Below are 14,005 nucleotides of genomic sequence, written 5' to 3' on the forward strand. Positions count from 1 at the left end.
ACCCATGCCAGGGGCCGCAGGTCATCGATCCCACCTGCCAGAAGTCACCTTCTGCCTGCGCACCATTGCCGAGCGCCTGCATGGCGGTCAGCATCGCCGCATGAACTCTTCCTTCCGCCACCTGTTGCACCCCCTGCGCCTGGCCGCTGCGTTCACCATTGCCGCGGTCGCGCTGTCGTTCATGCCCGATGCGTCTGCCTACGGTGCCTGGCGCTGGGGCGCGCTGGCCGGCTTTACCGCATTGTTCGTCGTGCACACCGTGTTGCCGCAAACGCATGCATTGCGCACGGTGGCCACCCTGCTGCAGGCGGCGTTGGCATTGCTGCTGGTCTGGATGGAGCCGCGTGCCGGCACCGCGCCGGTCCTGCTGGTGATGCTGGTGGCGCAGGCGGGCATGACCTGGCCGCCGTTGCGCGTGCTGCTGCTGGCGCTGGTGTTGAACGCGGGCATGTACGCGGTGCTAGTGCACGCCGGCTTCGATCGGGCCTTGTTGATCGTGAGCATCTATGCCGGCTTCCAGGCCTTTGCCGCACTCACCGCGCATTACGCCCGCAGTGCCGAGCGGGCGCGCGACACCTTGGCCTACGTCAACGCCGATCTGCTGGCCACCCGCGCGCTGCTGGCCGACAGTGCGCGCGATGCCGAGCGTTTGCGGCTGGCGCGCGAGTTGCACGATGTGGCCGGGCACAAGCTCACCGCCATGCGCATCAACCTGCGCCTGCTCAGCGCCGACCCGGCCCTGGCGCAGCGCGACGAGGTGGCGGTGGTGGAGCAGTTATCGGCCGAACTGCTGTCGGACATCCGCAACGTGGTGCAATCGCTGCGCGACGACCAGGGCCTGGACCTGCAGACCGCCTTGCGCGCGCTGGCCGCCCCGTTCCCGCGCCCGACGCTGCGCCTGCAGATCGATGCCGACGTGCGTGTCACCGATGCGCGCGTGGCCGAGCTGCTGCTGCGGCTGGTGCAGGAAGCGCTGACCAATTCCGTGCGGCATGCCGACGCCGATGAAGTGGCCGTGCACCTGCATTGCGTAGGCGCACAGTTGCACGTGGACATCTGCGACGATGGCCGCCGCGCCGAGCGCATCCGCGAAGGCAACGGCATTACCGGCATGCGCGAACGCCTGGCCGCATTGCACGGCCAGCTGGACCTTGGCCGCACACCCACGGGCGGCATGCACCTGATTGCGAGACTACCGGTATGAGTTCACGTCGTATTGCCCTGGCCGACGACCAGATCCTGGTGCGCGCCGGCCTGCGCGCGTTGTTGCAGCAGCAGGGCGTGGAGGTGGTGTGCGAGGCCGACGACGGCCAGGGCCTGCTGGATGCGCTGGCCATCCATACGGTGGACGTGGTGCTCAGCGACATCCGCATGCCCGGCCTGGACGGCATCCAGGCACTGGAGCAGCTGCGCGCCCGCGGCGACCGCACCCCCGTGCTGCTGCTCACCACCTTCGACGACAGCGACCTGCTGCTACGCGCCAGCGAGGCCGGCGCGCAGGGCTTCCTGCTCAAGGACGCCGCCCCGGAAGACCTGCGCGAGGCGATCGAGCGCGTTGCCGCAGGCGACACCCTGCTGCAGCCGGTCAGCACCGACCCGGTGCGCGCCCGCTACCAGTTCCGCGACCAGCAGGCCCCGCGGGAGACCTTCAACGAACGCGAGGTGGCGATCCTGCGCCTGCTGGCCGGCGGCTATTCGAACAAGGAAATCGCCCGCACCCTGTTCCTGGCCGAAGGCACGGTGAAGAACTACGTCTCCACCATCCTGGAAAAGCTGGGCACCCGCGACCGCACCCGGGCGGTGTTGAAGGCGATCACGTTGCGGGTGATTTGAGGGCGGGGAATCGGGAATGGGGAATGGGAATCGGGATTTGGGACTCGGAAAAGCGGGCAGGTGGGGACCGGATCGGAAAGCCCTAGAGCTAAAGAGAACCTAAGCCCCTCTCCCTCCGGGAGAGGGGTTGGGGTGAGGGTACGGCGGAAGACAGCCACCTCGGACAAGCTCAGCCGTGGCCTTAACTTGCAGTCGGCCTCACCGGCCGATCCCGCTTTGCATCCCAGAACAGTGCGCAGCCTTGCACCGTCTTCCTGTAACTACGCGCCACCTTGTCCCGCGGTAGAAGGACCGAAGTTCGCTTGCTGCCCGACACGACGCAAGCCCCTCTCCCCTCGGGAGAGGGGTTGGGGGTGAGGGTACGGCCAATACCACTTGCTGCCGTTTCGCCCCGCCCACACGCTGTCCCGAGTGCCGAGCTCGTTCAGGCCTGCATTTCTATGTGACTGTTCCATAAGGGTTTATGGGCAACCGCCAGCGTCGGCCAGCAACCGTAAGGTTGCCGTCAGGTCTGGCGCGGGGCCGCGCATGAAGGGTGATCCGGCGGCCAGCGACGCCGCCCGGGGACGCGCCGCGCTCCGGTCTGCTGCGGAGTCCGTCATGCGCCTGGTCCGGTCGTGGTTCGTGTTGATCGTCGTGCTGTTCACCAGCGCCTGGGGGGCGTCGACCCAGGCCGAATTGCCGGTCAGTTGGCCCCGCGCAGCCCTGCCGATCCAAACGGTCGCCGAACGCGACATGCGGGTCGTCGTGGGATGCGCGTCGGCAGTGCGGGGAACTGCTGCCCATGCCTGCGATCGACTGATCAGGCGCTTCGATGGAGAAGGTTGCCGGCAAGGTCTGGCGAGTCGCCCACGCCAGGTCGGCCAAACCGATGACCCTGAATGCGCGGGCATCGGCACGGGCACGGCCGGCACGTGGTCGAGCCGTGGCCAGATCAAGCCGGCTTTCAGCAACGGAACCGAGCGCGACGAGCGGCTGCGCAGGTCGGCCGACATCTAACCACGCTCCTAGGATTACCTGGAATGCACCACGCCCGCAGCGGCGGCAAGGAGCAGGCGCCACGCAGTGCATGCGGCGCCAGATCGATGCCGCGGGCTGGCAGCAGCACGCCGTCATCCTGCAGGATCGGGCGACACGCGCTAGACGCGCAGCAACACGGTCGATGCGAAGGGACGTATAAAGACGCAAGGCCGCATGGAGCGGCCATGCTGGTGTGCAGCGTTGAGGAAGTGACACGATGGGCAGGTATCGGATTGGCTGCGCCGTTTTGGCTATCGCATGTTTGCTCATGGCCGCCACCGGCTGTGCAAAGCAGCCGACGTTATCGTCGCGACTGATCGTGACCCTCGACGCGCCGATACTGGAACAAGGGGGCGCGATCATCGTATCGGCGCGTCCGATTGCCGATCACCAGTGGCGCCTGCTTGAGGGCGCCAGGTCAACCAAGGCCGGGTACGAGAAAGAATTTCAAGTCACCGTTGCCTCGCCGGCATCGATCATCGAGCTGTATTACCCTGAAAGCGGAACCTATAGCTTCAAGCTGCAGCCAGCAGCACGTGCCAAAACACATCCTCTCCAATCGCGTCGGGTGCTGATCGGCCAGGCCGACCTGACGGATCCGCAGACAAAACGCCAAGTGCATTGGCCTTCGATGAGTGTTGTCCATGTCAGCGGCAGCACCTACCCGGAAGGGTGGGCGCGCACTCTAGCGTCCACGTTCGACGTGCCTTTCAAAAGCGATGCGCCAGACAACTATGTGATATCCAGTTTTCCTGCAGGTCGCGTGATTGCCCTGACGCCCAAGGCAATCGATACCTACGTTCGGGACACCAACTGAGCACCTGCATGCAGGCGCTCCGCGGCGGTCGGGTCTCTTATTGTGTGCAACTGAGCCATCGCTCGATCGCGCGGCGGCTCCCGTCCGGCGGCGAACCGTCGGACGGAGATGGACTCAAGGATCAGTGACGCCCGAATTCGGTCGGCGAAATTTCCGGATCGTTGCCGACCTGGGGGTCGCAGCTGAAATGCTTGCCGGTGTGGGTATCTTTCACCACCACGCTGAAAAAGATCAGTGTCCGGTCTTTATTGGCATTGACCACCTGCACCCAACTGCCGTCGGAGGCAATTTCCGCCGGGCCGATCTGCCCCGTCGAATCGGAATTCAGCAGGCTGATGATCTTGAAGCGGTGGGGCACCGATTTGCAGAACGCGTAGCGCAGGGTCACGCCCTGTTCGCCTTTGCCACAGATGAGCAGGTCCGGCGAGAAGCTGTAGAAGTAGGCGCCCCTGCCGGTATTGCCGCCGAACTCAACGTGCGCCACGGTCAGTGTGATGGGGATGATCTTGGGATCGGTCATGACGTTGGTGATTCCTTGAAGAGCGGGGCATAGAGGGAAACGAATCCCGGGTGGCGGTAGCCCGCTTGATACAGCCATCCGAGCTGTTGCGTCACGGCAGCGCGCCGACCCAGATGAATCTGTGCGCGAATCCAGGGGTCGAGCAAGGTCTTGTCGCGACTATTGCCGATATCGGCGCCGAGCACTGCCACGGCACGTTGCCAGGCGGCGCGTGCACCGACGTGATCGCCGCTGGCGTCCAGCTGTTCGCCATACCAGACCAATGCAGTCGCCAGCGCCGACACGCCGATCAGGTCGGCCGGTTTGGCCTGATGCAAGGCATCCAGCCGCGCCACGATCGCCGCCAGACTGGCCGTCTGACGGTCGCCGTGCAGTCCCTGCACCCGATTCAAGCGCAGTGCGATGATGGCGTCCAGCCATTCCCATTCCGGCAGCGGCTGGTGCGCCAGCACGCCTGCCAGCGTTTGCCGCGCCTGGGTGAGTTGGCGTGTGGCAGCAGCGGCGTGCCCGTCCAGCGCGGCCACCCAGCCGGCCTGCGCATAGGCATGCGCCAGATCGCGGCGCCAGGTGCGGTTGTCCGGCTGTTGCGCGACCAGTGGTTCCAGCATCCCCACGCTGGCTTGCGCGTCGGCTTGCGCCTGCGCCAGGTGACCGCGTGCCAGCGCCAGATTGGAGGTGCGCACCAACGAGGTGGCCATGCGCCGTCGCCAGGCGTTGGCATCGGGATCGTGCTGCACTAGCAGGCGCAGTGTTTCGATCTGTTCGCGATAGCCCTGTTCGGCCGGTGCCAGCAGGCCCTGGGTTTCCTGCGCCAGACTCAGCCAGGAAAGGCTGTCGACAAGCTCATAGCGCACGGACGCGTTGTCTGGGGTACGCGCCAATACTTGGCGTTTGAGCGCGATCGAGCGGGCGAACAAGCCGATCGCCGTGTTGACCTGCCCTTCGCTACGCGCCAGCGTGCCAAGATTGTTGAGCGCGTACGACAACTCCAGTTGCCAGTGTGGATCATCCGGCGCGGTGCGCACCAACCATTCGCTGGCGGCCAGATACTGCGACCAATGGGTGCGCGCCAACGGAAACTGTTTGCTGCGATAGGCCATGTTGCCCAGCCAATACGCCGTCTGACCTATTTCCGCATGCGCGTCCACTGCGTCCGGCGCCTGGGTACGCGCCTGCTCGGCAGTGGACGCGGCACGCGTGAATGCGGCCTGCGCCTCTTCCAGCTTGCCCTGATTCATCAGCACTTCGCCGGTGGTACGCAGCGCACGTGCGTGGTTGATCAGATCACCGGTTGCCATGCCCGACTCGGGCAGATCCTCCAGATAACGCAGCGCACGGCTGCCGACGCTATCGAGCAGTTTGAGGTTGCCCACGGTGCGCAACTGCTCGGCCAGATCGCCCAGCATGTAGCCCACCAGTTGCTGCGCTTGATCGCGGCGTTGTTCGGCCACTTGCTGGGCCTGGCGCGCCTGCCAGCCGAGCAGCAGCGAGGCGCTGGCCAGCACCGCCAGCAGTGCGGCGGCGGCGGCGTATACGCTGCGGCGCTGGCGTTGCGAGCGTTCGCAGGCGCGCAGGAAGGCATGATCCAGTGCGTCCAGATCCTGCGGCATGCGTCGCGCAGCCTCGCGTGCTTCGCTCAGCGGGCGGCCGCTGTTGAGCAAGTGATCGCTGCGCCGGCCTTCGGCGGCCCAGCGTTGTGCCGCCAGTTGCAGCCGCTTGCGCGCCTGCAGCAGGCGGCGGTTTTCATGGATCCACTCGGCCGCACGCGGCCACTGCCGCAACAAGGCTTCGTGCGCGACCGCAAAGCCCGGTTCGCCGGCTACCAGCTCGCTGACGAACAGGCGCGCATGCACGAACGCATCCACCAGCACGCGCGCTGCGCCACTGGCCGGCAATGCCGACCACAGCGCACGCCGCGCGGTGACGGCATCGCTGTCGGGGTGGATCACGCTCAGCAGCGTCAGCACTTCGCCCAACGCGGCCTGCGCATTGGAGGGCAATGCGCGAAACGTCTGCTCGGCATGATGCGCCAGCGCGCCTTCCAGGCCGCCCAGGGCGCGATACGCGGCAAATGTCAGCAAGCCGTCGTCGCTGCGCTGCGCATGCAGGGCATGCAGCAGATGTTGCAGCAACGGCAACGCATCGGGCTGGCGCGTGGTGGCATCGCGCAGCACATCGTCCAGGCGGCCGGCGCCGCTGTGGTCTTCTTCGAAGCGCAGCCCGGCCATCGCTGCCGGCACGCGGATGATCTGGCCAATCTCGCCATCGCGTGGCGGCAGCAGATCCACGTGCCCATCGCCGCGTTTGAGCTCGACGATGTCCGGCAGCGCATCGATCAGGCGCGGATAAAAATCGCTGCGGGTGAGCATCAGCACGGCCACGTGCGCGCTGGCGCACAGCGCGTGCAAGGCGGCCGCCAGCGCAGCGCGATCGGCGGCCGTGATGCCGGGCGTAGCCACCATCGCTTCGGCATGGTCGATGACCAGCAGCAGATGGCGCCGGGTGTGCACGTTCTCGCGCGCCGGGCCGGTTTGGCGCATCGCCTCGTCGATGGCCGCATGCAGCGGCGCAGGTTGCTGCAGCCATTCGGGCAGGCGTGCCGTCTGCGCCGGCGACAACACCGTGCGCCCGCCTGGTGCCCACTCGCTTAATGCGCGTGCGAGCGTATCCAGCACATCGCCGCCGCGGCATTGCGCCAGGTTGCAGTACGCCACCGCGGTGGCCTCCAGCCCATCCAGGCCGCCGGGCTGGCACAGCAACGGCACCACGCCGGCGCGCAGCAACGAGGTCTTGCCGCAGCCGCTGGCGCCGCTCACCAGCACCAGGCCACGCTGGCTGTGCAATTGCGCGCGCAACGCGCCCAGCACCTGCGCAATCGCATGGCTGCGGCCGAAGAACACGTCTGCATGTGCCGGGTCGAATGCCTGCAGCCCCATGTACGGGTTGCCGTGCCCCCACGCCTGCGGACCGATCACCGCACCGCGGTAATCGTCGGGAAACACCACCTTCGGCAGCAGCCGGTAGCCACGCTTGCGGATGGTTTCGATGAAGCGCGGCTGGCGGCTGTCATCGCCCAGCTTGCGGCGCAGCTGGGCGATGGTCTTGTGCACCGGGTTATCGCCGTAGAAGCTGCCGTGCCACACCTCGATCAACAACTGCTCGGCGCTGATGACCTCGCCGGCGCGCTCGGCCAGCGCGATCAGCACTTCCATCATGCGCGGTTCCAGCGTGATGGTCCGGCCGTCGTCGATCAGCGTCAGCCGCTCCGGCTCGACCAGCAATGGCCCAAGACGGAACCGCGGAACGGAGCCCAGCTGCGTGACGCGCTCGCTTCGAAGAGACATCGCTCAAATAACCGGTCGCACAACTGGAAGGGGCCTCGACAATCGCCCTCAGGCGCGGCCAGGCACGGCACGGCAGGGCCGAAACGTAGCACAGCCCGCTGCCGGGTAAGTCGATTGCGGTCGCTGTTCGTTACGGCGCGCGCGCAGGTGCTGGCGTCAGGCTGCCCCGCGGTGGGCCTCACGTGCTTCCATACAGCGGCGTGTGTTACGCATCAGGCTGTTTCGCGCGCGCCACACGCACTAAGATGCCGCCAGCATCTTGCTGACCAGGAGTCCACGTTGATCATCCATCCCAAAGTGCGCGGTTTCATCTGCACCACCACGCATCCGCTTGGCTGCGAGCGCAATGTGCTCGAGCAGATTGCCGCAACGCGTGCGCGTGGCGTACGCACTGACGGGCCCAAGAAAGTGCTGGTGATCGGCGCGTCCAGCGGCTACGGCCTGGCCTCGCGCATCACCGCTGCCTTCGGGTTCGGTGCAGACACGCTGGGCGTGTTCTTCGAAAAACCCGGCACCGCCAGCAAGGCCGGCACGGCCGGCTGGTACAACTCGGCCGCATTCGACAAGCATGCCAAGGCGGCCGGGCTGTATAGCAAGTCGATCAATGGCGATGCGTTTTCCGATGCCGCACGCGCGCAGGTGATCGAGCTGATCAAGACCGAGATGGGCGGCCAGGTCGACCTGGTGGTGTATTCGCTGGCCTCGCCGGTGCGCAAGCTGCCGGGCAGCGGCGAAGTGAAGCGCTCGGCGCTCAAGCCGATCGGGCAGACCTACACCGCCACCGCCATCGACACCAACAAGGACACCATCATCCAGGCCTCGATCGAGCCGGCCAGCGCGCAGGAGATCGAAGATACCGTCACCGTGATGGGCGGGCAGGATTGGGAATTGTGGATCGACGCGCTGGAAGGCGCCGGCGTGCTCGCCGATGGCGCGCGCAGCGTGGCCTTCAGCTATATCGGCACCGAAATCACCTGGCCGATCTACTGGCATGGCGCACTCGGCAAGGCCAAGGTCGATCTGGACCACACCGCGCAGCGCTTGAATGCACGCCTGGCCAAGCGCGGTGGCGGCGCCAATGTGGCGGTGCTCAAGTCGGTGGTCACCCAGGCCAGCGCGGCCATTCCGGTGATGCCGCTATACATCTCCATGGTCTACAAGATCATGAAAGAAAAGGGCTTGCACGAAGGCACCATCGAGCAGCTCGACCGCCTGTTCCGCGAGCGCCTGTACCGCGAAGACGGCCAGCCGGCGCAGGTGGACGACGCAAACCGCCTGCGCCTGGACGACTGGGAATTGCGCGACGACGTGCAGGACGCCTGCAAGGCGTTGTGGCCGCAGGTCACCACCGAGAACCTGTTCGAGCTTACCGACTACGCCGGCTACAAGCACGAGTTCCTCAAGCTGTTCGGCTTCGAGCGCACCGACGTGGATTACGACGCCGATGTGGAGACGGATGTGAAGTTCGATTGCATCGAGTTGGCTTGATTGCCGGGATTAGAGATTGGGGTTTAGCGATTGGCAAGAGCGGTGGATGGCTGCATCGCTGATCTTCGACGGACCCGAACGTTTTGCGGCAAGGACAACCGGCACGCGATGCTGGTTGCCTTTGCTGTGACGAATCCCCATTCCCTCATCCCAAATCTCCGCCCCCAATGGACAAACTCATTGCCCACCTCGTCCTGGCCTTTCTGGTCAGCGGCGTCTGCGCCGTGCTGTTGCGCTTTATCCGGATGCACGGCGCGCTCAAGGCACTGATCAATCTGCTGATCACCACGACCGTGGTTTGCTCCGTGGTGATGCAGGACGGCTCGGCACCGCCGTGGCAAAACGCGCTGGTGATTGCGTCGTTCTTCAGCATTCCGGCATCGGTCTGCGTGGTGTTGGTGAGTACCGCAATGGCATGGATCATCAACAAACGCCGCGCACGCAGACCGGCTTGAAACCCGTGAGCGCTGCAGACAATACCTAGCGAGCATCTGCCCACTGCCCGCAGACCACGCCTGCTGGCACGCAACGCCTGCTCGTCATTAGAGAACGCGCGCTGTGATTACCACCTTCAGAAAAAGCGCAGAAATCCAGCGCTCTTCCGATTCCCGATTCCCCAATCCCGATTCCCAGCGCGTCAGCGCTTCACATCAAACCGCGCATCGCCCACGCAGGCCTGCACATCGGCTACCGACAGCGGATTGAAATCGCCGGGAATCGAATGCTTCAGGCAACCGGCGGCCAGGCCGAAGCGCGCCGTGTCCTCCAACGACCAGCCTTCGATCAGGCCATGCAGCACGCCGGCCGCAAACGCATCGCCACCGCCGATGCGGTCGATGATGGGGGTGAGTTCCTCGCTGGGCGCACGCGCCACCGCGCCATCGCGCGGCACCAGCATCGCGCCCAGGCTGTGGTGGTCCACGTTGTGCGCCACGCGTTGCGTGCACGCCATCAACTGCAGCTGCGGGAAGGCAGCGAAGGCTTGCTGCGCGGCCGCTTCCACGCGCGCTTCCAGCGTGTCCTGCGCAAACTCGCCGCCCAGCACCACGCCGATGTCGCGGTAGTCGGCAAACACCACATCCGCGCAGGCAAACAGCTGATGCAGGATGCCGCGCGCATCGCCCTGCCAGCGTTGCCACAGCTTGGGCCGGTAGTTGCCGTCGAACGACACCTTGACCCCGGCCGCACGCGCGGCACGTGCCGCCGCCAGCGTGGCCTGTGCCACCTCCGCGCCCAATGCCGGGCTCACCCCCGACAGGTGCAGCCACTGCGCGCCTTCCAGCAGACGCGGCCAGTCGTAGGCGTCGGCCGGTGCCAGCGCAAAGGCCGAGTCGGCGCGGTCGTAGATCACTTCGCTGGGGCGATGGATCGCCCCGGTGGTCAAGAAATACAGGCCCATGCGGCCGTCCACGCGCCGCACATGGCGGGTATCCACTTCGTTCCGGCGCAGTTCGCCCAGCACCGCGGCGCCCAACGGGTTGTCCGCCACCGTGCTGACCATCGCCACCTCGTGGCCGAAATGCGCAAGCGATACGCCGACGTTGGCCTCCGCACCGCCGCAATGCACGTCCAGCCGAGGCTGCTGCAGCAGCAACTCATGACCAGGCGCCCCCAGGCGCAGCAACAACTCACCAAAACACAGGATACGGGCACGGCTCATGCGGCAATTACCTCGGCTGGGTGATGCGTGACGCGGTGGGGGCGCCGCCACGCATTTGGATGACCATCGGTGTCATTCTAGCCGGCACGAAATGCCGGCTGCTACGGCCATGATGCGACGTGAAGTGACCGCTTGCACCCGTTTTTCGGAAATTTGGTGGCGTTTTCTGCTGCGCTGCAAGATGTTACGGGACGATTCAGCTGGTAACGTCGTTTTGACCAGCGGTGTCATTGCCGCTCTCAACCCGCTATTTCACATTGTTCATGGACCCTTGGGAGGGGAGGACATGCAATTTCGGACCACCAGCCGGAAGACACCGGTTACCTTGCTTGCGCTGTCGATCGGCCTGGCGCTGAGCGGCCAGGCTGCCGCACAAGACGCCGCCCAATCGCCCGCCGAGCCCGCCGTCGACCTGGACACTGTTACGGTGACCGGTTACCGCGCCAGCGTCGAGAAGGCCCTGGACATCAAGCGCGGCGAAGCCGGCGTGGTCGATGCCATCGTGGCCGAGGACATCGGCAAGTTCCCCGACCTCAACCTGGCCGAGTCGCTGCAGCGCATTCCTGGCGTGGTGATCACCCGCGACGCTGGCGAAGGCCGCGCCATCACGGTGCGTGGCCTGGGCCCGGAATTCACCCGCGTGCGCATCAACGGCATGGAAGCGCTCACCACCGTGGGCGCCGGCGACCAGAGCGGCGGCACCAACCGCGGCCGTGGCTTCGACTTCAACGTCTTCGCCTCGGACCTGTTTTCGCAGCTGATCGCACGCAAGACGGCCTCGGCCGATGTGGAAGAGGGCTCGCTGGGGGCCACCGTCGACCTGCGCACCGCGCGCCCGTTCGACTACAGCGGCTTTACGTTTGCCGCCAGTGGCCAGGCGGCCTACAACGCCATGGCCGAGAAGGCCAACCCGCGTGTGGCTGCGTTGATCGCCAATACCTGGGCCGACAACACCTTCGGCGCGTTGCTGTCGGTGGCCTACACCGAGCGGCAGGTGCTGGAAGAAGGCTCCAACACCGGCCGCTGGGCCAACGGGACGAGCAACGGCAACTTCAGTGCGGCATCGCCATTTGCGGCCGCACGCTCGGCCGACGTGTACCACCCGCGCTTCCCGCGTTATGTGCAGATGGAACACGACCAGCAGCGTCTGGGCGTGACCGGGTCGTTGCAGTGGAAGCCGACCGACCGCACCACCATCTCGCTGGACGCGCTGTACTCCAAGATCGACGCCACGCGCGATGAGCATTACATCGAGGCCATCTCCTTCAGCCGCGGTCGCGACAGCGGCACGCCGCGCCGCGCCGACCGCGACGGCAAGCCGGCCACCATCGTGCGCAATGGCGAGATCCGCAACAACGCGCTGGTGTACGGCGAATTCGACAACGTCGATATCCGCTCGGAAAACCGCCACGACGAGTGGAACACCGAATTCAAGCAGGTCAGCCTGGATCTGGAGCACCGCTTCAGCGATGCCTTCTCCGTGTCCGGCCGTGTCGGTACCTCGCGCTCGGCGCACGAGAACCCGGTGCAGACCACCATCATCATGGACAAGTACGACGTCGACGGGTACAGCTACGACTATCGTGGCAACAACCGCGCGCCGGTGCTGAACTACGGCATCGACCCGACCAATCCTGCCGGGTGGGAACTGGCCGAAATCCGCCTGCGTCCGCAGACGGTGGACAACGATTTCGATACGGCGCAGATCGACTTCAACTGGAACATCAGCCCCGGCTTCCGCCTCAAGGGTGGCGTGCTGGCCAAGGACTACACCTTCAGCACGGTTGAGCTACGTCGCGCCAGCGAAGTGTCGGTGCCGACCTTTGCCAATGGCACCCGCATCGTGCCGACGGACCTGACCGAGCAGGCAGGCCTGAAGGGCATCAACGGCAGCCCGTCCAACTGGGTCGTTCCCAATCTGGATGCCGTGGCCAACCAGCTCGGCATCTACAGCAACACCGGCACCTACGCCGTGGCGCCGCGTGCCAACAACACCCGCAGCGTCGAAGAAAAGGACCGCGGCGTCTGGTTGATGGGCGAGTTCTCCACCGACCTGGGCTCCATCCCGCTGTCGGGGAATTTCGGCGTGCGCTATGTGCGCACCGAGCAGGAGTCCACCGGCTATGCGTTGATCAACAACGCGCCGGCACTGACCACGGTGGGCCGCAAGTACAACAACACGCTGCCCTCGTTCAACCTGGTGGCCGAGCTCGCGCCCGACCTGCTGCTGCGTCTGGGCGCGGCCAAGGTGATGTCGCGTCCCGGTCTGGGCAGCCTCACGCCCGGTGTGACCGTGGCCGTGGCCGGTGGCGCACGCACCGTGTCCGGCGGCAACCCGGATCTGGATCCGATCGAAGCCACCAATGTCGATCTTGGCCTGGAGTGGTACTTCAACGAAGGCGCGATGCTGGGCGTCGGCGTGTTCTACAAGGACATTGAAAGCTTCATCCAGACCGCACGCGAAGTGCGCCCCTATTCCAGCAGTGGCCTGCCGGCCTCCTTGCTGGATGGCACCGGCGCCAGCATCAACGACGACTTCACCTTCAGCATTCCGTTGAATACACCCGGTGGCGAGTTGAAGGGCGTGGAAGCGAATTATGTCCAGCCATTTACGTTCCTGCCGGGCAAGTGGGCCAACCTGGGCGTGCAACTGAACTACACCTGGGTGGATTCGCAGATCCAGTACCTGTCCAGCACCGGCGCACCGGTGATGAAGAACGACCTGACCGGGCTGTCGCGCTCGTCGTGGAATGCGACCTTGTTCTACGAGGGCGAGTCCTTCGCTGGCCGCATCTCGGCCACCAATCGCGACGATTACCTGACCCAGGCCCCCGGCACGGAAGCGGGATTCAACGTGGATGGCGTGCACGGCATGACCGGCACCACCATGATCGACGCCTCGCTGCGCTACAAGATCAGCAAGCAGCTGGAGTTGAGCCTGGAGGGCATCAACCTCACCAACGAAGCGTCCGACGAATGGGTGTGGTCGCCGCAGACCGGCGAGTTGCCGCTGCAGTACACCGAAACCGGCCGTCAGTACTTGCTGGGCCTGCGCTACAAGTTCTAAGTGCAGCCAAGTCGCGCCAAGAGATATCCGCCCGCTACGTACATCGCGTAGCGGGCGCGAGATCGACGGTGCAACGCATCTGTACGACGCACCGCTGGCCGCACACCGCTGCACGCAATGCAGTGGTGGATGGCAACCCGCCCGCGCCGCGCACAACGCACCGCCCTGGTCATCAGCGTGCGTCCAGTGGCGGCCAAGGTGCGATGCACGCGCAGGCTGGCACCGCGTAGTCTATGCAGGCCATCGCGGCGCCGGG

General features: G+C 65.6%; 10 protein-coding genes. 7 read left to right on the plus strand and 3 right to left on the minus strand.

The genetic code is table 11. The features are described from left to right. The first annotated feature begins 4 nt into the window (after positions 1–4). The 4 genes from AC1POX_RS00560 (at position 5) to AC1POX_RS00575 (ending at position 3,670) form a co-directional block, all read left to right on the plus strand. Positions 5–1,204: a sensor histidine kinase gene (locus AC1POX_RS00560; RefSeq protein WP_372356619.1), complete on the plus strand. Its 1,200-nt coding sequence runs from the start codon at positions 5–7 to the stop codon at positions 1,202–1,204. After that, on the plus strand, positions 1,201–1,833 hold the full coding sequence (locus AC1POX_RS00565) for a response regulator transcription factor (RefSeq protein ID WP_014088941.1): 633 nt from the start codon (positions 1,201–1,203) through the stop codon (positions 1,831–1,833). Before AC1POX_RS00560 ends, AC1POX_RS00565 begins: the two co-directional genes overlap by 4 nt. Positions 1,834–2,433: 600 nt before the next feature. Further along, entirely contained in the window at positions 2,434–2,832 is a 399-nt protein-coding gene (locus tag AC1POX_RS00570) for a hypothetical protein (protein ID WP_218557703.1), read from the plus strand. A 289-nt stretch (positions 2,833–3,121) separates the two neighbouring features. Further along, positions 3,122–3,670: a hypothetical protein gene (locus tag AC1POX_RS00575; protein WP_218557702.1), complete on the plus strand. Its 549-nt coding sequence runs from the start codon at positions 3,122–3,124 to the stop codon at positions 3,668–3,670. Positions 3,671–3,791: 121 nt separating this feature from the next. Here the strand turns inward: AC1POX_RS00575 and AC1POX_RS00580 are convergent, their stop codons facing one another. Both AC1POX_RS00580 and AC1POX_RS00585 read right to left on the minus strand, forming a co-directional pair. Next, a complete protein-coding gene (locus tag AC1POX_RS00580; protein WP_031420549.1) occupies positions 3,792–4,190 on the minus strand; it encodes a hypothetical protein in 399 nt (132 codons plus the stop codon). Further along, entirely contained in the window at positions 4,187–7,534 is a 3,348-nt protein-coding gene (locus AC1POX_RS00585; RefSeq protein WP_372356620.1) for an nSTAND1 domain-containing NTPase, read from the minus strand. The genes AC1POX_RS00580 and AC1POX_RS00585 overlap by 4 nt, the downstream gene beginning before the upstream one ends. Positions 7,535–7,813: 279 nt before the next feature. Here AC1POX_RS00585 and fabV point away from each other — a divergent pair, with 279 nt between their 5' ends. Further along, the gene (fabV, locus tag AC1POX_RS00590) at positions 7,814–9,022 is read left to right on the plus strand and encodes an enoyl-ACP reductase FabV (RefSeq protein WP_057681988.1); all 1,209 of its coding nucleotides are present in this window, start codon (positions 7,814–7,816) and stop codon (positions 9,020–9,022) included. A 167-nt stretch (positions 9,023–9,189) separates the two neighbouring features. After that, on the plus strand, positions 9,190–9,477 hold the full coding sequence (locus AC1POX_RS00595) for a hypothetical protein (protein ID WP_008573901.1): 288 nt from the start codon (positions 9,190–9,192) through the stop codon (positions 9,475–9,477). A 182-nt stretch (positions 9,478–9,659) separates the two neighbouring features. Here AC1POX_RS00595 and AC1POX_RS00600 read toward each other — a convergent pair whose 3' ends face one another. Next, positions 9,660–10,682: a PfkB family carbohydrate kinase gene (locus AC1POX_RS00600; RefSeq protein ID WP_372356621.1), complete on the minus strand. Its 1,023-nt coding sequence runs from the start codon at positions 10,680–10,682 to the stop codon at positions 9,660–9,662. 286 nt (positions 10,683–10,968) lie between these two features. Between AC1POX_RS00600 and AC1POX_RS00605 the strand changes: the two genes are divergently transcribed. Beyond that, complete coding sequence (locus AC1POX_RS00605) at positions 10,969–13,749, plus strand: TonB-dependent receptor (RefSeq protein WP_014088948.1); 2,781 nt, start codon at positions 10,969–10,971, stop codon at positions 13,747–13,749. Positions 13,750–14,005 lie beyond the last annotated feature (256 nt).

The sequence above is a fragment of the Xanthomonas sp. NCPPB 3442 genome (assembly GCF_056725145.1).